18 protein-coding genes and 1 riboswitch are annotated in these 19200 nt (G+C 68.5%); of the genes, 12 read left to right on the forward strand and 6 right to left on the reverse strand.

The window, feature by feature from the left end; translation table 11 throughout:
* Nucleotides 1-15 precede the first annotated feature (15 nt).
* The 9 genes from PV646_RS37480 (at nt 16) to PV646_RS37520 (ending at nt 9605) form a co-directional block, all read left to right on the forward strand.
* Nucleotides 16-1185 carry a cytochrome P450 gene (locus PV646_RS37480; protein WP_500347045.1) on the forward strand — a complete coding sequence of 390 codons (1170 nt, stop codon included), beginning with the start codon at nt 16-18 and terminating at the stop codon, nt 1183-1185.
* A 183-nt stretch (nt 1186-1368) separates the two neighbouring features.
* Nucleotides 1369-1950: a nicotinate-nucleotide adenylyltransferase gene (gene nadD, locus PV646_RS37485; RefSeq protein WP_500347046.1), complete on the forward strand. Its 582-nt coding sequence runs from the start codon at nt 1369-1371 to the stop codon at nt 1948-1950.
* Nucleotides 1951-2035: 85 nt separating this feature from the next.
* Nucleotides 2036-2239 (forward strand): transcription antiterminator/RNA stability regulator CspE, encoded by a 204-nt coding sequence (gene cspE / locus PV646_RS37490; RefSeq protein WP_030468099.1) that lies wholly within the window; start codon nt 2036-2038, stop codon nt 2237-2239.
* Between the two features lie 141 nt (nt 2240-2380).
* Entirely contained in the window at nt 2381-2764 is a 384-nt protein-coding gene (rsfS, locus tag PV646_RS37495; RefSeq protein ID WP_500347047.1) for a ribosome silencing factor, read from the forward strand.
* A gap of 9 nt (nt 2765-2773) precedes the next feature.
* Nucleotides 2774-3379: a histidine phosphatase family protein gene (locus tag PV646_RS37500; protein WP_500347048.1), complete on the forward strand. Its 606-nt coding sequence runs from the start codon at nt 2774-2776 to the stop codon at nt 3377-3379.
* The gene (octT, locus tag PV646_RS37505) at nt 3376-4089 is read left to right on the forward strand and encodes a diglucosylglycerate octanoyltransferase (RefSeq protein ID WP_500347049.1); all 714 of its coding nucleotides are present in this window, start codon (nt 3376-3378) and stop codon (nt 4087-4089) included. Before PV646_RS37500 ends, octT begins: the two co-directional genes overlap by 4 nt.
* Nucleotides 4090-4109: 20 nt before the next feature.
* Nucleotides 4110-5003 carry a DegV family protein gene (locus tag PV646_RS37510; RefSeq protein WP_500347050.1) on the forward strand — a complete coding sequence of 298 codons (894 nt, stop codon included), beginning with the start codon at nt 4110-4112 and terminating at the stop codon, nt 5001-5003.
* 87 nt (nt 5004-5090) lie between these two features.
* On the forward strand, nt 5091-5789 hold the full coding sequence (locus PV646_RS37515) for a ComEA family DNA-binding protein (RefSeq protein ID WP_500347051.1): 699 nt from the start codon (nt 5091-5093) through the stop codon (nt 5787-5789).
* A gap of 1029 nt (nt 5790-6818) precedes the next feature.
* On the forward strand, nt 6819-9605 hold the full coding sequence (locus PV646_RS37520) for a DNA internalization-related competence protein ComEC/Rec2 (RefSeq protein ID WP_500347052.1): 2787 nt from the start codon (nt 6819-6821) through the stop codon (nt 9603-9605).
* On the opposite strand, the gene thrC is transcribed toward PV646_RS37520, so the two are convergent.
* A complete protein-coding gene (gene thrC, locus PV646_RS37525) occupies nt 9589-10845 on the reverse strand; it encodes a threonine synthase (protein ID WP_500347053.1) in 1257 nt (418 codons plus the stop codon). The two genes, PV646_RS37520 and thrC, sit on opposite strands and share 17 nt — an antisense overlap.
* An 11-nt stretch (nt 10846-10856) precedes the next feature.
* A riboswitch (SAM riboswitch) is annotated at nt 10857-11000 on the reverse strand.
* Between the two features lie 87 nt (nt 11001-11087).
* On the opposite strand from thrC, the gene holA reads away from it, so the two are divergent.
* The gene (gene holA, locus PV646_RS37530) at nt 11088-12056 is read left to right on the forward strand and encodes a DNA polymerase III subunit delta (RefSeq protein ID WP_500347054.1); all 969 of its coding nucleotides are present in this window, start codon (nt 11088-11090) and stop codon (nt 12054-12056) included.
* 28 nt (nt 12057-12084) lie between these two features.
* Here the strand turns inward: holA and PV646_RS37535 are convergent, their stop codons facing one another.
* From PV646_RS37535 to PV646_RS37555, 5 genes are all read right to left on the reverse strand, one after another.
* Nucleotides 12085-12894 (reverse strand): hypothetical protein, encoded by an 810-nt coding sequence (locus PV646_RS37535; RefSeq protein WP_500347055.1) that lies wholly within the window; start codon nt 12892-12894, stop codon nt 12085-12087.
* A 91-nt stretch (nt 12895-12985) separates the two neighbouring features.
* A complete protein-coding gene (rpsT, locus tag PV646_RS37540) occupies nt 12986-13252 on the reverse strand; it encodes a 30S ribosomal protein S20 (RefSeq protein ID WP_166047155.1) in 267 nt (88 codons plus the stop codon).
* A gap of 125 nt (nt 13253-13377) precedes the next feature.
* Nucleotides 13378-15642: a glycoside hydrolase family 3 N-terminal domain-containing protein gene (locus PV646_RS37545; RefSeq protein ID WP_500347056.1), complete on the reverse strand. Its 2265-nt coding sequence runs from the start codon at nt 15640-15642 to the stop codon at nt 13378-13380.
* A gap of 153 nt (nt 15643-15795) precedes the next feature.
* Nucleotides 15796-16020, reverse strand: a complete 225-nt coding sequence (locus PV646_RS37550) for a type II toxin-antitoxin system antitoxin (RefSeq protein WP_500347057.1) — start codon at nt 16018-16020, stop codon at nt 15796-15798.
* Entirely contained in the window at nt 16020-16952 is a 933-nt protein-coding gene (locus PV646_RS37555; RefSeq protein ID WP_500347058.1) for an SPFH domain-containing protein, read from the reverse strand. The genes PV646_RS37550 and PV646_RS37555 overlap by 1 nt, the downstream gene beginning before the upstream one ends.
* Before the next feature lie 74 nt (nt 16953-17026).
* Here PV646_RS37555 and PV646_RS37560 point away from each other — a divergent pair, with 74 nt between their 5' ends.
* Nucleotides 17027-17461, forward strand: coding sequence for an NUDIX hydrolase (locus PV646_RS37560; protein ID WP_500347059.1), 435 nt, complete (start codon nt 17027-17029; stop codon nt 17459-17461).
* A 43-nt stretch (nt 17462-17504) separates the two neighbouring features.
* Nucleotides 17505-18851 carry a polysaccharide lyase 6 family protein gene (locus PV646_RS37565; RefSeq protein WP_500347060.1) on the forward strand — a complete coding sequence of 449 codons (1347 nt, stop codon included), beginning with the start codon at nt 17505-17507 and terminating at the stop codon, nt 18849-18851.
* Nucleotides 18852-19200 lie beyond the last annotated feature (349 nt).

Below are 19200 nucleotides of genomic sequence, written 5' to 3' on the forward strand. Positions count from 1 at the left end.
TCTACGTTCGGAGACATGGCTCCCACCTATCCGTTCTCCGAAACTGACGGCCTGAACCTCGATCCGACCTATGAACGTCTACGGCGTGATGAGCCCGTCACGCGCGTGACGTACCCGTACGGCGGCGAGGGTTGGCTCGTCACGTCCTACGAAGAGACGAAGTTCGTCCTGGGCGACCCGAGATTCAGCCGTGAGCGCACGGTCGCCCAGGACGTGCCTCGCATGCAGCCCCTCATCGCGCCCGGCGGGTCGATCCTCACGCACGATGGCGCGGACCACGCGCGCATGCGCCGCTTGGTGTCCAAGGCGTTCACGGTGCGCCGGATCGAGGAACTGCGCCCGCGCGCCCAGCGGATCGTCGACGACCTGCTCGACCGCCTGGACAACCCCGGTGACCTGGTCGAGGGCTTCAGCATGCCGTTCCCGATCACGATCATCTGCGAGCTGCTCGGGGTGCCGTTCGAGGACCGCGACGAGTTCCGCACGTGGTCGAACCTGGTGCTGGCCACGGTCGGCGGGCACACGCCTGAAGAGGCCATGCACGGCGTGATGAAGTTGCACGCCTACTTCGTCGACCTCATCGCCAAGCGCCGTGCGAACCCGACGGACGACCTGATCAGCGCGCTCGTCGCCGCACGCGACAACGAGGACAGGCTGAGCGAGGACGAGCTCGTCCGGTTCGGCATCACGTTGCTGGTCGCGGGCCACGAGACGACGGCGAACATGCTCTCGAACAGCGTCGTGACCCTGTTCGAGCACCCGGAAGCCATGAAGAGCCTCCAGGACGACCCCCAGAAGCTCCCGAACGCCATCGAGGAACTGCTGCGGTTCATTCCGCTGGGCAGCGGCGCGGGATTCACCCGCATCGCGACCGAGGACGTCCAGGTCGGCAACGCGCTGGTGAAGGAAGGCGACGCCGTGCTGGTGGTCGTGTCGTCGGCGAACCGCGACGAGGCGATGTACGCCAACAGCGCCGAACTGGACGTGGAGCGCGAGGTCGGCCAGCACATGCAGTTCGGGCACGGCATCCACTTCTGCCTCGGCTCGCAACTCGCCCGGATGGAGTTGCAGGTCGCGCTGGGCGCGTTGCTGCATCGCATGCCCGGTCTGCGGCTCGCCGAACCCGTCGAATTCCGCAAGGGTTCGCTGGTCAGAGGCCCGGTGAAGCTCGTCGTGGCCTGGTGAGGAAAAATCTTGGTCCGACCTGCGTAATGGGGGAGGTGCCCGCGCGTTCCTCCAGTGCGCGCGGCTTTGCTTCGGGGTAAGCCGCGACCCGAACGGCTCGTCCTCCCCCTGAGCCGTGCGGTGTGATCAGCACGACCGGCGTCAGGTCTCGGGAGCGGCCTGACGCCGGTCTAGGCTGATTCGATGCGCATCGGCGTCATGGGTGGCACGTTCGATCCCATCCACCACGGCCACCTGGTGGCCGCCAGCGAGGTGCAGGACCGGTTCGACCTGGACCGCGTGATCTTCGTGCCGACGGGTCAGCCCTGGCAGAAGGCGTCGCGGGAGGTCTCCGCCGCCGAGGACCGCTACCTGATGACGGTCATCGCCACGGCCTCGAACCCCCATTTCTCGGTCAGCAGGGTCGACATCGACCGCGACGGCCCCACCTACACCGTGGACACGCTCACGGACCTCAAGAAGCAGTACCCGGACTCCGAGCTGTTCTTCATCACGGGTGCGGACGCCCTGGAACAGATCCTGTCGTGGAAACGCGCGGCGGACGCGTTCGACCTCGCGCATTTCATCGGAGTCACCCGTCCGGGGTACGTGCTGAACGACCGTCACCTACCGCCCGGTTCGGTGTCGCTCGTCGAGATCCCGGCCATGGCCATTTCGTCAACTGGCTGTCGCGCAAGGACTGCGTCCGGTCAGCCGGTCTGGTACCTGGTGCCGGACGGAGTAGTCCAGTACATCGCAAAAACAGGCCTGTACTCCGAGTCGTAACCACCTTCGAGTGGATTTTGCGTGCATCCGAGCGCGCGGGGAGCAACAATCAGCGGGTTGTTGCTGGTTCGTGGAAGGCAAGACTTTGGCTACTGGCACCGTGAAGTGGTTCAACGCTGAAAAGGGCTTCGGCTTCATCGCGCCCGACGACGGCTCGGCGGACGTCTTCGTGCACTACTCGGAGATCCAGTCGAAGGGTTTCCGTTCGCTCGAAGAGAACCAGAAGGTCGAGTTCGAGGTCGGTCAGGGCCAGAAGGGCCCGCAGGCCCAGCAGGTCCGCCCGCTCTAAGCATCGGCGCAGGTGAAGGCCACCTCAGGGCGCTGAGGTGGCCTTCGTCATGCCCGCGTGTGAAGTACCCGTTGGCGGGCGCCGGTACCCTCAGTAACTCGTGTGGGCGTATCGACGCCCGCCGGAAGTCAGAGGAGTGACGTGGCAGCCACCGACGAGGCACGACGGCTGGCGCTGGTCGCGGCGAACGCAGCGGCAGACAAGAAGGCGCACGACGTGACGGTGCTCGACGTCTCCGACCAGCTCGTGATCACGGACGTGTTCGTGATCGCGTCCGCTCCGAACGAGCGGCAGGTCGGCGCGATCGTCGACAACATCGAGGAGAAGCTGCGGGAGGCCGGCAAGAAGCCGGTGCGCCGCGAAGGAGCCCGCGAGGGCCGGTGGGTGCTGCTGGACTTCATCGACGTCGTGGTGCACGTGCAGCACGTCGAGGAGCGCAGCTTCTACGGCCTGGAGCGGTTGTGGAAGGACTGCCCGCAGATCGAGTTCGTAGCGGACGTCCCTGCCGAGTCCACGGCTGAATAGAGGTAGCTGATGGCCCTGAGCCGGCTCGTGCTGTGGCGGCACGGTGAGACCGACTACAACGCGACCGGTCGTCTGCAGGGTCATCTGGACTCGGCGCTCACCGAGACCGGCTTGAACCAGGCCAGGTTCGCCGTCCCGGTGCTCGCCGGGTTCGAACCGGAGATCGTCGTGGCCTCCGACCTGCAACGCGCGCGCAACACCGCCGGCGTCTTCACGACGTCGACGGACGTGCCGCTGCGGATCGACGAGCGGCTGCGCGAGACCCACCTGGGCAAGTGGCAGGGCCTGAACGTCGCCGAGGTCGAGCAGGAGTGGCCGGGCGCGGTCAGGGTGTGGCGCACCGACCCGACCTACGCGCCGCCGGACGGCGAGTCGCGCGTCGAGGTCGCCGAGCGGGCCATCCAGGTCGTGCACGAGGTGGACGCGGAGTTCTCCGGAACAGTCCTGTTGTGCGCGCACGGCGGTCTGATCAGCGCCCTGACCGGACGGCTGCTCGGCCTGCCGGTGGAGAACTGGTCGCAGCTCGGCGGCATCTCGAACTGCCACTGGACCGTGTTCACCCGGCGCAACGACCTCTGGCGGCTGACGTCGTACAACGCGGGCACCACGCGTTGAGACTGCTCGTCCTCGGGGACTCGCTGTCGTTCTTCGGCCCCTCGGGGCCGTTGCCCGCTGACCACCCACGCCTGTGGCACAACATCTGTGCCGAGGCGCTGGGTGGTTCCGCGGAGCTGGCGGCCGGGTTCGGGTGGACGGCGCGGGACGCCTGGTGGGCGTTGACGGGGGATCCGCGGATCTGGTCGTTGCTGCCTCGTACGGACGTGCTGGTGTTCGCGGTGGGCAGCATGGACACGCTGCCCTCGCCGTTGCCGACGTATCTGCGCGAGGGACTGCGTTATGTGCGGCCGGACTGGCTGCGGCGTTGGGTTCGTGCGCGCTATCAGTTCGTGCAGCCCCGGTTGGCGCCTTACACGCGCGCGTCGCTGCCTCCCGCGCTGACCGCGCGCTACCTGCGGGACATGCTGCAGTCCGTTCGCAATCTCCAGTACACGATGCCGGCGGTCGGGATCGTGCCGTCGGTGCACCGCGCGGCTACGTATGCCTACGCGCATCAAGGGCACGCGGCTGCGGTTGCTGCCGTGCGTGGATGGGCCGCGGGTGCGGGGGTGCCGTTGCTCGACCTGCCGACGGTGATCGGGGAGCACGTGCGGTCGGGTGCCGGGAATCCGGACGGGATGCATTGGGGCTGGGAGGGCCACGAGTCGGTGGGCAAGGCGATGGCCGCCTTGATCTCGTCCGTGGCGTTGAGTCCCTCGGAGGAGTGAGCCCCGTAGGCTCGTCGCTCGTGCGCATCTCCATCGTCACCGACTCCACGGCATACCTGCCCGAGGGGTTCGCGAAGCGCCATGCGATCACCGTCGTGCCGCTGCACGTCGCGGTGGACGGTGCCGGACGCCTCGACGGCGTCGACTTCGGTCCTTTCGAGCTGGCCGGCGCTCTCGCCGAGCACCGCCGGGTGACGACCTCACGTCCCACTCCCGGCGAGATGGCGTCCGTGTACCGCGAGGTGCTGTCGTCGTCGGACGCGGTCGTGTCCGTGCATCTCTCTCGTGAGCTGTCCGGGACGTGGGAGGCCGCACGGCTCGCTGCCGAGGAGATCGATCCCTCCCGGGTTCGCGTCGTCGACTCGCGGTCCACGGGCATGGGGCTCGGGTTCTCGGTGTTGCGCGCGTGTGCCGCAGTCGCTGCCGGACGCTCGCACGCCGAGGTCGAGGACGCTGCTACCTCGGCCGCCCACCAGACGCGGATGTTCTTCTGCCTCGAGACGCTGGACCACCTGCGCCGGGGCGGTCGGATCGGCACGGCGGCGGCGCTGGTGGGCACCGCGCTGGCAGTGAAACCGTTGCTGCACATGGATGACGGCCGGATCGTGCCGCTGGAGAAGGTGCGCACGATGAGCCGTGCGGTGGGCCGCCTGGTCGACCTGGCGGCGGCCGCGGCGGGTGATGGCCCCGTCGGACTGGCCGTGCACCACCTGGCCGCTCCCGAACGCGCCGCCGAACTGGCGACGCGCCTGGACGAACGGCTGCCCGGCTCGACGGGATGCGTGATCTCGGAGGTGGGCGCGGTGATCGGCGCGCACACCGGTCCAGGCGTGCTGGGCGTCGTGGTGCTGCCGGGAGGACCCGACAGCCTCCCACAGACCCCCGACAATTCCCCGTCCCAGCACCACGAGTGATCGCGACCTGTCCACAACCCGCGAGTAATCCACAGCCCCGGAGCTCACCCCACCTCCCCGCCCGCCCCGCTCCGTAACGTCGCTCGCATGTTCCCCCGCTCCCACCAGGACTCCCTCCCGACCGAACGCCTGGCCGCCCTGGCCGACAAGGTGAGAGCCGACCCGACCCTGGTCTACACACGATCAGAGGACTCGGACGAACACGGCTCGCCCGCTCGCCGCTTTCGCCTACCGCGCCTTCCACGCCGTGGCCTGCTCGCCGTCGGTGTGGCCGTGGCGTGCACGGTGATAGGCCTGGGCAGCTGGTGGCAGAGCCCCGCCGCCGAGCCAGCCCCGGACCTGGCGCTGGTGAGCACCTCCGCACCGGCTCCCGAACTGGTCGTGAACGTGGTCGGCGAGGTGGCCAGCCCAGGCCTCGTGACCGCGCCGTCGGGTGCCAGGGTCGCCGACGCCCTGCGCCTGGCCGGAGGCATGAAGCCGGGCACGAACCTCCACAACCTGAACCTGGCCCGCAAACTCACCGACGGCGAACAGATAGCGGTGGGCATCCCACCCCCGCCCCAGGCAGGGGCGGCGCAGGCAGCCGGCACCCAGCCGAAGCTGAACCTGAACTCCGCCTCGGCAACAGAACTGGACGCCCTCCCCGGCGTGGGTCCGGTGACGGCTCAACGCATCGTCGACCACCGCACCCGCAAAGGCCCGTTCGCCTCAGTGGACCAGCTACGCGACGTGGAGGGCATCGGCGAATCGAAACTGGCCAAACTCGCCGACCTGGTCCACACATGACCCTCGCCACCAAGGCCCTGGCCCTCTACCACCGCACAAAGGCCCAATACCGCCACCTGACCGCCCAACACCCACAGCCGGCAGACCACACCCACCTAACCCGCCCGCTGTCCCTGGCGTTCCCCCTCCACCACTCCCAAACCCCACCCCACCGCCGCCCGCGCCCACTGGCGACAGCCCTCCGCCACCTACGGAACGCCGCCGCGCCCCCACCCCCGCCAAGCCCGTCCCCACCCGCTCCGCTCACAGTCCCGCCGGTCCTGATGCAACACCCGTGCCGAATCTGCGCAGCAACCGTGCACCGCCCGTAAACCCCTACCCCCCAACGAGTTCCGGCCTCGCGACTCCAACACCACTTGAAGCACCGCAAGCCGAACCTCAGCCCAGCGTCGCCGACCGACTCGCCCGCCCCCCACGGCACAACGCCGCTGAGCGTTCAGTCCCGGTCGCACCCTCCCCGCCACACAACCCCGCTGGGGCACCCCGCCGTGTACCGCCACGGCCTACCGGCACCAGCACGGCCTACCGGCACCCCTACCGCCGCCTACCGGCACCCCTACCGCCGCCTACCGGCACCTACCGCTGCCGCCACTCGCCGCCCAACACCGCCTACCGGCACCGCCACCCCTCGCCGCACCACCTGCCGCCGCCACCACCTGCCGTTCACCGTCACCACCTACTGCCACCGCTCCCCACTCACCGCTTCCACCAGTCGCCGCCACCACCTGCCGTCCACCGTCACCACCTACCGCCACCACTCCCCGCCCACCCGCTTCCACCACCACCTGCCCCATCTCACCAACCGGAGTCAGCCATGCCCTCAGTCCGCATCACCCGCCCCTCCCGCATCGACACCGCCTGGCACCACCCCACCGCCAGACGCCCCCAGGTGCAGCTGCACTCCCCGCACCGCCCACGCCCCCCGAAGCTCCCACGGCCGCGCCAAGGCAGCCCCACCTCCGACCCGAGACCTCCCACCGACCCGAGACCTCCCACCGGTCCCAGACCTCCCGACCACGGCAGGCCCCAGTGCCCCGCAACCACCCGATAGCCCACGACCTCCGCCTGGTCCCGGCGGCAGCAGCGGTCTGGACGACCGCAGTGGCCGGGCTCTTCCTGAGCTGGCAAGCGGCAGCAGCAACCGGCCTCGCCGCAGGAGCCATCGGCCTGGCAGCGTGGCGCAGAGCCTGGTGGACCAGGACCTGCGCGATAGCGCTCCTGATCTCCGGCCCGGTGGCCGCGGCCTGGGTGGGCGGCAACGTCCTGCGAGCCGAGTCCCACCCACTCCGCCTGGCAGCTGACGAGGGCCGCAGCACCACCCTCGCGGTCGAACTCACCACCAGACCGAAGGGCATCCGGGCCGCGGGCTTCGGCGGAACCCAGGCGGGGGTGGAGAACGTCGTGATCAAAGCGACGGCGGACGGTGCCCAGCTCGTGCTGCTGGCTCCGGCCGACAAGTGGCGAGATCTGTTGCCAGGCCAGAAGGTCACGGTCAAAGGCACGCTCGCGCCGCCCCGGGGCGGTGATCTGGCGTCGGCGTTGCTGCGGGTGCGCGGTCCGCCGCAGGACGCGATGCCGCCGCCGGTCTGGCAGACCTGGGCCGGCGACCTCCGGGACGGCCTGAGGCAGGCCAGCAAAGTCCTCGACGACGAGGAGGCCGGGCTCTTGCCGGCGCTCGTGGTGGGTGACACCGAGCAGATGGTGCCGCGCATCGTGGAGGAGTTCCGGACGGCGGGCCTCGCCCATCTGCTCGCGGTGAGCGGGGCGAACCTGGCGATCATCTGCGGTGCGGTCTACCTGCTCACCAGACGGCTCGGGCCGCGTCCGGCGGCCTGCGCGGCGCTGGCGGCTCTGGTCGGGTTCGTCGTCCTTGCCGGGCCGGAGCCGAGTGTGCTCAGGGCCGCGGTCATGGGTGCCGTGGCATTGCTGGCACTGGTGCTGGGCCGGCAACGGTCCGCTGTGCCGAGCCTGGCGACGGCGGTGCTCGTCCTGGTGCTGCACGATCCGGCGCTGGGTGGTGATCCGGGATTCGCGTTGTCCGTGGTGGCGACGGCGGCTTTGGTGCTCGTTGCGCCCAGGTGGGCGCGGGCGCTGAAACGGCGTGGTGTGCCGAACGGGCTGGCTGAGGCGATCGTCGTGCCGATGGCCGCGAGCCTGGCCACTGCTCCGGTGGTGGCGGGGTTGTCCGGGCAGGTGAGCCTCGTGTCGGTGGTGGCGAACCTCGTCGCCGGGCCGGTGGTCGCGCCGGCGACGGTGCTGGGTGTGCTGGCGGCGGCTGTCGCGCCGCTCTCGCCCCAGGTGGCCGAGGTCGTCACGCACGTTGCGGGGCCTGCTGTGAGCTGGCTTATCGCGGTTGGGCGGCAGGCGTCGGCCGTGCCCGGTGCGGCGGTCGGCTGGCCGGACGGCTGGGTCGGAGCGCTCGCGCTGACCGGCGTGACCGCCGCGGTCGTGGTGCTGGTGCGGTTCAAGAAGACGCGGACGTTGGTCGTCGCGGTGCTTGTCGGTGCGTTCGTGGTGCTGGTGCCGCTGAAAGTCGTGGTGCCGGACTGGCCGCCCGCGGGGTGGAAGGTCGTCAGCTGCGACGTGGGTCAGGGCGACGCGCTCGTCCTCGCCACCGACGCCCCCGACACGGCGGTGCTGGTCGACACCGGGCCCGATCCCGGTGCGGTCGACCGGTGCTTGAAGACGTTGGGGATCAAGAGGATTCCGCTGGTGGTGTTGACGCACCTGCACGCGGACCACGTCGGCGGTCTCGACGCTGTGCTCACCGGGCGTGCGGTGGGGGCGGTGGCCGTCGGGCCGCTCAAGGAGCCCGCGTGGGCGTGGAGGGAGGTCGGCGAACGGGTTCGCGCTCGGAACGTGCGGGTCGTGGAGCCGAAGGCGGGCGAGCGGTTCGCCTTGCCGGGACTGGAGTTGGAGGTGCTGGGACCGAGGCGGCCGCCGGTCGCCGAGGACGAGAACACGACGGTGAACGACTACTCGCTCGTGCTCAGGGCGCACACGAGGGCGGGCCGGGTGCTGCTCACCGGCGACGTCGAACTGGCCGGCCAGGCGGCGTTGCTGGGGGAGCGGGACCTGAACGCCGAGGTGCTCAAGGTCCCGCACCACGGGTCGCGGTACTCGCTGCCCGCGTTCCTGAAGGCCGTGCGGCCTCGGGTGGCGCTGGTGAGCGTCGGCGCGGGCAACAGGTACGGGCACCCGAGTCCGCACGTCATCGACCTGTTGCGGACTGGAGGTGCGTTGGTGTTGCGCACGGACAAAGACGGAGACCTGGCGGTGTTGCCGGGAAACCGAATCGTACGAAGGAGAAGAGATGGTCTGGGTCAGGTTGTTCAACACGCGCTACCCGATTCCCGGTGGCACGCCAGGACTCGCGTGGGCGCTGTGGCAGACGAACTACTCGGCGACGCCGTGGCCGCACGACGAACTGAAACCCGATTTCGGTTACTACATCTGCGAAACGCTCGAAGACGGTACTCGCGCCGTCACTCACAAAGCGGTGATCACGCATGTGCTGCCGCCGACGAAGGCGGAGACGCCGGAGGAGGCGTACGACCTGGTCGCCGAGCGGGTGTTCGACGACGAGCTGCGGGTGGCGCCGGACGTCTGGCACGACTACCACTACAACGCGCTCAAGGCGGACGCCCCGTGGCCGCAACGGGTTGTGGCGTGGCGCGCGGCTGTGGAGCAGGTCGGGCCGTACGTGGTGGACGGCCTGCAGCGCTTCCCGCGCACGGGCTGGCTCAAGACGGACGCGATCTCCCTGTGAGCCAAGGAGATCGCGTCCGTGAGGAGGTGATTAACCCAGTGCCTTGATGACGGCCTCGGCCGACGGCGGGACCGTGGCGCGCGGGCCGATCGTGTCGCCGAGCGCGTCGAGGGTCTTGAGGCCGTCGCCGGTGATCAGCAGCACGGTCTCGGCGTCGGGGTCGAGCTGGCCCGACTCGATCAGCTTCTTCGCCGTCGCGACGGTCACGCCGCCGGCGGTCTCGGCGAAGATGCCCTCGGTGCGGGCGAGCAGCTTGATGCCCTCGACGACCTCTTCGTCGGTGACGTCCTCGATGGCGCCGTTGGTGCGGCGCACGGCGTCGAGCACGTACGGGCCGTCGGCCGGGGCGCCGATCGCCAGCGAGCGGGCGATGGTGTCCGGGCGGACCGGGCGGATGACGTCGTGGCCCGCCTTGAAGGCGGCGGAGATCGGGGAGCAGCCGGTGGCCTGCGCGCCGAACACCTTGTACGGCGAGGCTTCGACCAGGTCGAGCTGGCCGAGTTCGCGGAACGCCTTGTCGACCTTGGTGAGCTGCGAGCCGGACGCGATCGGCACGACGATCTGGTCGGGCAGGCGCCAGCCGAGCTGCTCGGCGACCTCGTAGCCGAGCGTCTTCGAGCCTTCCGCGTAGTACGGGCGGACGTTGACGTTCACGAACGCCCAGTCCTCGTTCTCCGCGGCGAGTTCCTGGGCGAGGCGGTTGACGTCGTCGTAGTTGCCGTCGACGGCGATCAGGGCGCCGTCGTACACCGCGCTCATGAGGATCTTGGCGCGCTCGAGGTTGGAGGGCACGAGAACGACGGACTTCCAGCCCGCGCGGGCGGCGGCCGCGGCGACGGCGTTCGCCAGGTTGCCGGTGGACGGGCAGGCCAGCACCTTGAAGCCGAGTTCGCGGGCGGCGGCGAGCGCGACGCCGACGACGCGGTCCTTGAACGAGTGCGTGGGGTTGCCGGTGTCGTCCTTCACCCAGATCTTGCGGACGCCCAGCGCCTTGGCGAGGTTGTGCGCCTCGACCAGGCGGGTGCCGCCGGGATCGGTGTTCGGGTGCTGTTCCACAGTGGACGGAACGGGGAGGAGGCCGCGGTAGCGCCAGATGGACCTGGGGCCGGCCTCGATGTCCTCGCGCCGGATCTTCCCGAAGTCGTAGGCCACTTCCAGCGGCCCGAAACACTCGAGACAGGCGTACTCAGGAGCGAGAGGGGTCTCATTCCCACACTCCCGGCACAGCAGTGCCCGGGCAGGGCCGAGGTCGAACTTCGTGCTCGTGGGCACAGTGACAGCAGTCATCGCGAGGTATCTCCTCATCTTTCCCGCGAAATCGAACGGGTCGGAATTGGCACCGTGATCGTCTGCGCATGCCTATGCACAAGGTTCTGCGCATGGCGCTGACGCCGGTTGCCGGGGCTTCTTCGGGCCGTTCCCTCTGCCCCTCTGGATGAGCGGTGTTCAGTTGTGGTCACCAAGCTACGGCAACAGTCCGTCGCGCAGCCACCAACGTCCACGATCCGGGACGTGGAAAGATGCGGAGCGTGAGCGCACCGGAGTCACTGCACCTCGTCATCGGCGAGGAGGAGTTGCTGGTCGAACGTGCTGTTCGGGCGGCTCTCGAGGCCGCACGAGAGGTCGACTCGACCGCCGATCTGACCCGCGTCCAGGTGACTGATCTCACGGCTCCGGAGCTCGCCGAACTGGTGAGTCCGTCGCTGTTCGCGGAGGGTCGCGTGATCGTCCTGCAGAACGGGCAGGACATCAGCAAGGAGATCGCCGACATGGTGCTCTCCTACGTCAAGGCGCCTGCGGACGGCGTCACGCTCGTCGTCGTGCACACGGGCGGCGGTCGCAGCAAGGCGGCCAAGGATCTGCCGGGGCAGCTGAAGAAAGCCGGTGCCGCGGTCACGGAGTGCGCCAAGGTCACCAAGCAGGGTGATCGCGAGGCGTTCGTGCGCAACGAGGTGCGGCGCGCGGGCGGCAAGATCGACTCGGAGGCCGTCGCCACGCTCATCGACGCGGTGGGCACCAACCTGCGCGAGCTCGCCGCGTCCGCGTCGCAGCTCGTCTCCGACACCGACGGCAAGGTGACGGTTGAGGAGATCCGCCGCTACCACCAGGGCAAGGCCGAGGTGACCGGGTTCGCCGTCGCGGAGAAGGCCGTCGTCGGCGACCGGGCGGGTGCCATGGAGGCGCTGCGCTGGGCCATGCAGCTCGGCGTGCCGCACGTGCTGGTCGCGGACGCTCTGGCGGACGCGGTGCGCACGGTCGCGCGGGTGTCCGCTGTGGGCCGCGCCGACCCGTTCAGCCTGGCCGGGCCGCTCGGCATGCCGCCGTGGAAGATCAAGAAGGCGCAGGCCCAGTCCCGCGGCTGGGACCAGTCGGGGCTCGCCGACGCGATGCAGGTGGTCGCGGGGCTCAACGCCGACGTGAAGGGCGTGGCGGCCGACGCCGACTACGCGCTGGAGCGCGCCGTGCTCCGGATCGTGGCCGCGCACAGTCGCCGCTGACGATCGCAGGCGCCGCTGACCTGCCCGATCACGGCCGGCGCGGAATCCCGATCAGGTACTGGGTTCCGGTGAAACCGGGTTCGACGCCGATCGTCCAGTCGAACGACTCGGTGCGGTCCAGTCCGTCGACGATCCGCCGCAACTCCGCGCGCCCGTACATGCGCAGGAACGACACCACGCTGTCGAAGAACATCATGATCGGCAGCACCGGCACGACGTAGGTCAACGCCAGCCGCATCAGGTAGCGCGGCAGCGGGTTGCGCTGGAACGGCGCCGCCAGCAGTACGGCCAGCGTGAGGAAGAACGGGAACACCAGCACGTAGAGCCACGAGCGTTTGGTGTCCACGACGACCATCGGCTGGCGGGTGTCGACGGCGTTCTGCAACATCCGTGCGGCCAATGCGGGCGGGAAGTGGTGGAAGGCGCCGTAGATCGTCCGCGTCCCTTCCAGCCGGCAGTCCGTGGCGTCGACCGACGAGGCGACGTGGTCTACGGAGCAGCACGGGTCCGGCAGGCGGCGCCGGTTCTGCCTGGCCACGCGCTCGAAGGCGGGCACGTTCGGCACCAGGTCCGTCAGCGTGACCTGGGTGTGGACGCCCTGCGCGTGCAACCGCCGCTGGATCAACGGCACCGGTCCGCCCGACCCCGCGCAGAGGTCGACGATCCGGTGGTCCGCACCCGACCGCAACGCCAGCGCCAACGGGCGTGAGTACTCGCGGGCGGCGTCCGTCAGCCGGTAGATGGTCATGATCGACTCGGTGTGCAGGGTCCTCAGCACGGGCGGGGTGCCGTCGAGGTCGTGCAGCTCGAAGAAGTCGATGCGCGGCAGCGATTCCATGGGGTCTACGCCTACACCAGAAACGCGAAAGGGCCCCACATCCCGGAGGAGGTGGAGCCCTTCGCGGAAGCTCGAAGGTCTACGAGCGAGATCAGCCCTCGAGGGCGTTCGCGCGCAGGGCCATCGCCGACTTCTTGTTGGCGGCCTGGTTGGCGTGGATGACGCCCTTGGTGGCGGCCTTGTCGAGCTTGCGGGACGCGTCCTGCAGCAGCTCCAGGGCCTTCGCCTTGTCGCCGGCCTCGGCAGCCTCGCGGAACTTGCGGATGGCCGTCTTCAGGGACGACTTGACCGACTTGTTGCGAAGGCGAGCCTTCTCGTTGGTCTTGATCCGCTTGAGCTGGGACTTGATGTTCGCCATGCGACATCACCCTTCATGTCGAAACCGGAGTTCGTGACGCGCTTGGTCGGCGCCGGCCACAAGGACCGGGTCTCCTCCACGGCGGAGAGCCGCGCGTTCACGACGACGAAGGATATCAGGCCAGCTCAGCGCACCGTGAAGGCGGCCTTCTCGGCACCCACCACGGCCTCGTAGCCACCGCGCGCGACCTCACGCCGTCCGTCACCGTCCACGTCGCCGACGGTCAGGGCCAGCTGCGAGAGCTTGAACGACACCTCGACCTGCTTCGACTCTCCCGCAGCGAGTTCCACGCGGGTGAAGCCCACCAGACGGGCGTCCGGGGTCAGCACCGGTGAGGCCGGCTGACGCACGTAGACCGGCACCACCGCGGTGCCTGGGCGCCCACCGGTGTTCGCCACCGTGAACTTCACCACGCCCTCCCGGCGATCAACGGACACCGACGTCCCCGAGGTCGTGAACGACGTGTACGAGAGCCCGTGCCCGAAGGCGTACAAAGGATCGTATTTCGCACCGGCCGAGGTGTTCGCGCCCGGAAGCTGGTCGTAGGTCAGCGTCGGGTCGCCCAGCGCCTTGGGCCACGAGATCGGCAGCTTGGCGCTCGGGTTCACCGCGCCGAACAGCACGTCGGCGATCGCCCGGCCACCCTCGCTGCCCGGCAACCAGCCCGCGACCAGCGCGTTCGCGTCCGCCGCCGCGCCGAGCACCTGCGGACGCGCGGTCAGCAGCACCACGACCACCGGCTTGCCGGTCGCCTGCACCGCGTCCACCCAGGCCTGCTGCTCGGGTGTCAGCACCGGGTTCTCCGTGTCGGCAGGACCCTCCGCGCCGGGCTTCTCGCCCAGCACGACGACGACCGCGTCCGCGCCCTCCGCCTCGGACACCGCCGCGGCCTGGGTCGGAGCGTGCACGACAGACGCACCAGGAACGGCCTCACGCACACCCGTCAGCACGGTCGCGGTCGGCGGCAACGGCGAGTCGTCCGGCACGCCCTGCCACTCGACGGTCCAGCCGCCGAGCTGGCGGCGCACGTCGTCCGCGGTCTCACCGGTCACCACGATCTTCTTGGCAGACGCCGGAAGAGGCAGCACGCCGTCGTTCTTCAACAGCACGGTGCCCTCGGCCGCGGCCTTGCGCGCCAGGTCCCGATCCGCGTTCACCACGTTGCCGTCGGCCTTCGCCGGGTCCACGTACGGCTTCTCGAACAGCCCCAGGTCGAACTTGAGCTTCAGCACCCGCCGCACGGCCTGGTCGATCCGCCCGCGCGACACGGACCCGTCGCGCACGTTCGCCAGCAGCAACGACGTGAACTCGGCCGCGTTCGACGGCTCCATCGCCATGTCCACACCGGCGTTGACGCTCATCGCGATCGCCGTCTTGTAGTCGGGCGCGACCTTGTGCCGGTCCACCAGGTACTTCATGTCCTGCCAGTCCGAGACCGCGACGCCCTTGAACCCCATGCGGTCCCGCAACTGCGTCTGCAGCATGTACTTCGACGCGTGCACCGGCACACCGTTGATCGAGCCAGAGTTGATCATCACGGTCTTCACGCCCGCGTCGAACTGCGCCTGGAACGACGGCAGCACGAGGTCCTGCAACTGCCGGATCGGGATCTGCGCCGCCGCGCGGTCGTGCCCGTTCGCCGGCGCCGAGTAGCCGGCGAAGTGCTTGGCGGTCGCGGTCAGCTGTGCGGTGTCGTCCACCTTGGCCTGCTGACCGCGCACGTTCGCCGCCGCCAGTTGACCCGACAGGAACGGGTCCTCGCTGTAGGTCTCGTAGTAACGGCCCCAGCGCGTGTCCCGCGCGATGTCCGAGACAGGGGCGAAGTTCCAGAAGACACCGGTGGCGCGCAACGCCTTCGACGCCGACACACCGATCTTCTCCTGCAACCCCGGATCCCAGGTCGCGCCGAGCCCGATCTGGTGCGGGAACATCGTCGCGGAGATGACGTTGTTGTGCCCGTGCACGCCGTCCGAGCCGTAGATGATCGGGATCTTCAACCTGTTGTTCTCCAACGCGTAGCGCTGGATCGCGTTGTTCATCTCGGCCCACGCCTTGGGCGTGTTGTCGAGCGGTGCGTCACCACCACCGGACAGGATCGATCCCACGTGCGCGTCGGCGAGAACCGCCTTCAGGCAGGAGTCGACCAACGGGCCGTTGACGTTGTTGCAGTCACCGCGCAGCTTCCCGACGCGGATCTGGGCCATCTGCCCGATCTTCTCCTCGACCGTCATTCTGCGCAGCAGGTCCTCGACCCGCCGCTCCGTCGACGCCCGGCTGTCCAGATAGATCTCTCTACCCGCCGCCAGACCACCGGCCGGTGTCAGTGACGCGATCACCACAGCAACGCCCAGCACGCCGAGACCAGCGCGCTTGCGGGACAACAAAGACAAGACTCCTCCACGTTCCCGGTGCGCCCGTGGCACACCCTCGCGTGGAGGAGTCGGTCAAAACACCCCCGAACGGATGAACTGAATGACAGCGTTTTCATGCAGGTGAAACGCCTGTTCAGGACCTCGTGTCCGGGGAGTTCCGGAACAGTTTTCCTACGACTGTTCCGACGGTTCCTCAGGCTCCGGGTTCTTCGGTGGCCTGCCGCGGCGGGGCATCCTCTTCGCCTCACCGGGCAACCGGCCCTCGTCCGCCAGCGCACGCCGCAGCAGGAACTCGATCTGCGCGTTGGTGCTGCGCAGCTCGTCGTTCGCCCACCTGCTCAACGCGTCGTGCACGGCCGGATCGAGCCTGAGCAGAACGCTTTTGCGATCTGCCATCAGGTGTAAAGCGACCCGGTGTTCACCACGGGCTGAGTGGAACGGTCACCGCACAGGACGACGAGCAGGTTGGAGACCATCGCCGCCTTGCGCTCCTCGTCGAGTTCGACGACGTCGTGAGCCGCGAGCCGCTCCAGCGCGAGCTCGACCATGCCGACGGCGCCCTCGACGATCCGGGTCCGTGCCGCGACGACCGCGCCGGCCTGCTGCCGCTGCAACATGGCGTGGGCGATCTCCGGTGCGTACGCGAGGTGCGTGAGCCGGGACTCGATCACCTTCACGCCGGCGGACTGCACGCGTGCCGAGATCTCGATCGCGAGCGTCTCGGTGATCTCGTCCGCGTTCTCCCGCAGCGAGAGACCGGTCTCCTCGTGGTTGTCGTACGGGTAGCTGTTCGCGATGTGCCGCACGGCCGTCTCGGTCTGAATGCCCACGAACCGCACGAAGTCGTCGACCTCGAACCGTGCGCGCGCCGTGTCCTCGACCTGCCACACGACCACGGCCGCGATCTCGATCGGGTTGCCGTCGGCGTCGTTGACCTTGAGCGTCGCCGTCTCGTGGTTGCGGATCCGGACGGAGATCTTCTCCCGCGTGGTGAGCGGGTTCGCCCACCGCAGACCGTCCGTGCGAGCCGTGCCGACGTAACGGCCGAGGAACTGCAGCACCCGCACCTCGCCGGGTGCGACGGTGAAGAGCCCCTTCCAGATCACCGCGGCGGCCAGGAGCACCAGCACTCCGGTGAGCAGCAGCCCTCCCGCCGGTTCGCCGTCGGCAGCGTCGGTCGCCTTGATCCCCTCGATGATCGTCCACACGCCCACAGCGAGCACCGCCAACCCAGCGAAGAACATGACGAGACCGGGCAGTTCCCGCGCTTGCTTCTCGCGGACGACAGGCGCCGGCATCTGGACCGTCGTTTCGATGGATGTACTCATCCAGGACCCCCTAGCGAAGTAGTAGCTAAGTGATATCACTTTTCTCAGGGTGATCGCAAGTTACGCTGCGTCGCATGAGGGCGAAGAAGCAGCGCGTGGCGGCGTACGGGGTGTGCGTCAACGAGGACGACGAGATCCTGCTCGCGCGCTGGCTTGGCCCAAAGGGCAAACGTTGGATCCTGCCGGGAGGCGGTATCGACCACGGTGAGCACCCGTACGACGGGGTCATCCGGGAGATCGAGGAGGAGACCGGGTACGTCGCCGAGGTGGTCCGCCTGCTCGGCATCGACTCCGAGCTCCGCGAGGAGCCCGACCGCGACTACCACGCACTTCGCATCATGTACGAGGTGCGGATCGTGGGCGGCGAACTGCGCAACGAGGTGGGCGGCACGACCGACCTAGCTCAGTGGCACCCGCTCGCAGACATCGGACAACTGGAGCGCGTGCCCTCGCTCGACACGGCCCTTGGTTTGTACCGGACTACCCCACCTGCCGGAATCTTGCGGTAAATTCGCCCTACCGCCGCCGACGACCCAACACCGGAGTTGGCGAATGATCCGATCACTGGCCGTAGTCGGCGCGGCCGCCCTGCTGTCGTCCTTCGTTCACGTGCCTGCCTTCGCTGCTGTCGTCGGCGTGTCGACCGTGTCCTCCTTGCAGGCCGCACTCGACACCGCACGACCCGGCCAGCGCATCGTGCTGGCCGACGGAGTGCACCTCGCCGATCAGCCCATCAAGATCACCAAGTCGGGCATCACCGTCGCCGCGCGGAACGCCGGCCGCGCGGTCTTCACCCGCGGCGGCTTCGAACTCGGAGCCGTTCGAGACGTGACAATCGAAGGCTTCGTCTTCGACGGAACCAGCACGCTTTCGGTCCCGGCAGAAGCGGCGGGAACCCGCATCACCCGCAACACCTACAACGGCGACAAGCCCAGTTCGTCGCTCACGGTCAGCGCGGACGACGTCCAGGTGGACCACAACACGTTCTCGAACCGCAGCAACGAGGGCGTCTACCTGCAAATCACCGGTCCGGGCAGTGAGATCGCCAAGCGGACCTGGATCCACCACAACTACTTCTACAACCACAGCTTCTCCGGCGACAACGGCGGCGAGTCGATCCGGCTCGGGTTCAGCCACAAGCAGTCGAAGTCGGCGTACGCGGTGATCGAGCACAACCTGTTCGAGAAGGCGAACGGCGACGCCGAGGCCATCTCCGTCAAGGCGTCGGACAACACCGTCCGCTTCAACACGATCCGCGACAGCAAGGGCTACATCGTCCTGCGCCACGGCCACCGCACCACGGTCGAGGGCAACGTCCTGTTCAACAGCGGCATCCGGTTCCACGGAAACGACCACAAGGTCTTCAACAACTACGTGCAGAACACCGGGGACCGCGCGATCGTCTTCGGTTCGGGCAAGGAGGCCGACAGCGGCCCCGACTCGAAGCTGCACGACCGGCCGGACCGGGTGACGGTCGCGTTCAACACGCTGATCGGCTCCGGCGCTGTCGTGGAGAGCGACGGTGGCGCTTTCCTCCCGAAGGACTGCGTGCTCGCGAACAACGTCATCAAGGGTTCTTCGGGTGGAGTCGTCTCCATGCACGCCGGCTCGACCGTGAAGTACGAAGGCAACGTCATCTGGGGCGGCACCGGCGGCAGCATGCCGTCGTCCGGCTACAGGTCCGTGGACCCGAAGCTGGTGAAGGACGCCAACGGACTGTTCCGGCTGGCGTCCGGCAGCCCGGCCATCAACGCGTCGGCGGGCACCTACTCCTATGTGACGCGTGACTTCGACCTTCAGGCGCGCTCCGGCAAGCCTGATGTCGGGGCGGATGAGTACAACTCGTTGGCGGTGCGGAAGCCGCTGACGAAGGCCGATGTCGGGGTCTCCGCACCCTGACGAAGGCATTTGTCCTGGTAGCCGCACGTGTGGCGGTTACCAGGACCCCCCGATTTGGAGATCGAAACAGGCCCGTGTAATGTTCTCCATGTCAGAGCGAAGCGGGCCGGGAAATACAGACCGGAACGGGCCTGGCCAAAAAACCGGAAGAGAAAGAGCCTCCGAGAGGCCGATTTGACACCGGAGAGCAAGACCAAATAAGCTTCAAACACAGCCCCGGAAGTAAGTCAGCGTGAAGCTGATGTGACTGCGGTGTGCGCGTGTTCTTTGAGAACTCAACAGCGTGCCGAAACACAGCCAGTAATATATGAATTACCTCCTCGTTGAGGTAGTTCCTTTGAGGCAAGAC

Source organism: Streptomyces sp. ID05-26A, from assembly GCF_033794685.1.
Classification (GTDB): Bacteria; Actinomycetota; Actinomycetes; order Mycobacteriales; family Pseudonocardiaceae; genus Lentzea.

Excerpts from the sequence above, each read along its gene's own strand:
- PV646_RS37480 (WP_500347045.1), top strand. The coding sequence starts at position 16 with ATGGCTCCCACCTATCCGTTCTCCGAAACTGACGGCCTGAACCTCGAT.
- nadD (WP_500347046.1), top strand. The coding sequence starts at position 1,369 with ATGCGCATCGGCGTCATGGGTGGCACGTTCGATCCCATCCACCACGGC.
- PV646_RS37500 (WP_500347048.1), top strand. The coding sequence starts at position 2,774 with ATGGCCCTGAGCCGGCTCGTGCTGTGGCGGCACGGTGAGACCGACTAC.
- PV646_RS37515 (WP_500347051.1), top strand. The coding sequence starts at position 5,091 with ATGTTCCCCCGCTCCCACCAGGACTCCCTCCCGACCGAACGCCTGGCC.
- thrC (WP_500347053.1), bottom strand. The coding sequence starts at position 10,845 with ATGACTGCTGTCACTGTGCCCACGAGCACGAAGTTCGACCTCGGCCCT.
- PV646_RS37535 (WP_500347055.1), bottom strand. The coding sequence starts at position 12,894 with ATGGAATCGCTGCCGCGCATCGACTTCTTCGAGCTGCACGACCTCGAC.
- rpsT (WP_166047155.1), bottom strand. The coding sequence starts at position 13,252 with ATGGCGAACATCAAGTCCCAGCTCAAGCGGATCAAGACCAACGAGAAG.
- PV646_RS37550 (WP_500347057.1), bottom strand. The coding sequence starts at position 16,020 with ATGGCAGATCGCAAAAGCGTTCTGCTCAGGCTCGATCCGGCCGTGCAC.
- PV646_RS37555 (WP_500347058.1), bottom strand. The coding sequence starts at position 16,952 with ATGAGTACATCCATCGAAACGACGGTCCAGATGCCGGCGCCTGTCGTC.
- PV646_RS37560 (WP_500347059.1), top strand. The coding sequence starts at position 17,027 with ATGAGGGCGAAGAAGCAGCGCGTGGCGGCGTACGGGGTGTGCGTCAAC.
- PV646_RS37565 (WP_500347060.1), top strand. The coding sequence starts at position 17,505 with ATGATCCGATCACTGGCCGTAGTCGGCGCGGCCGCCCTGCTGTCGTCC.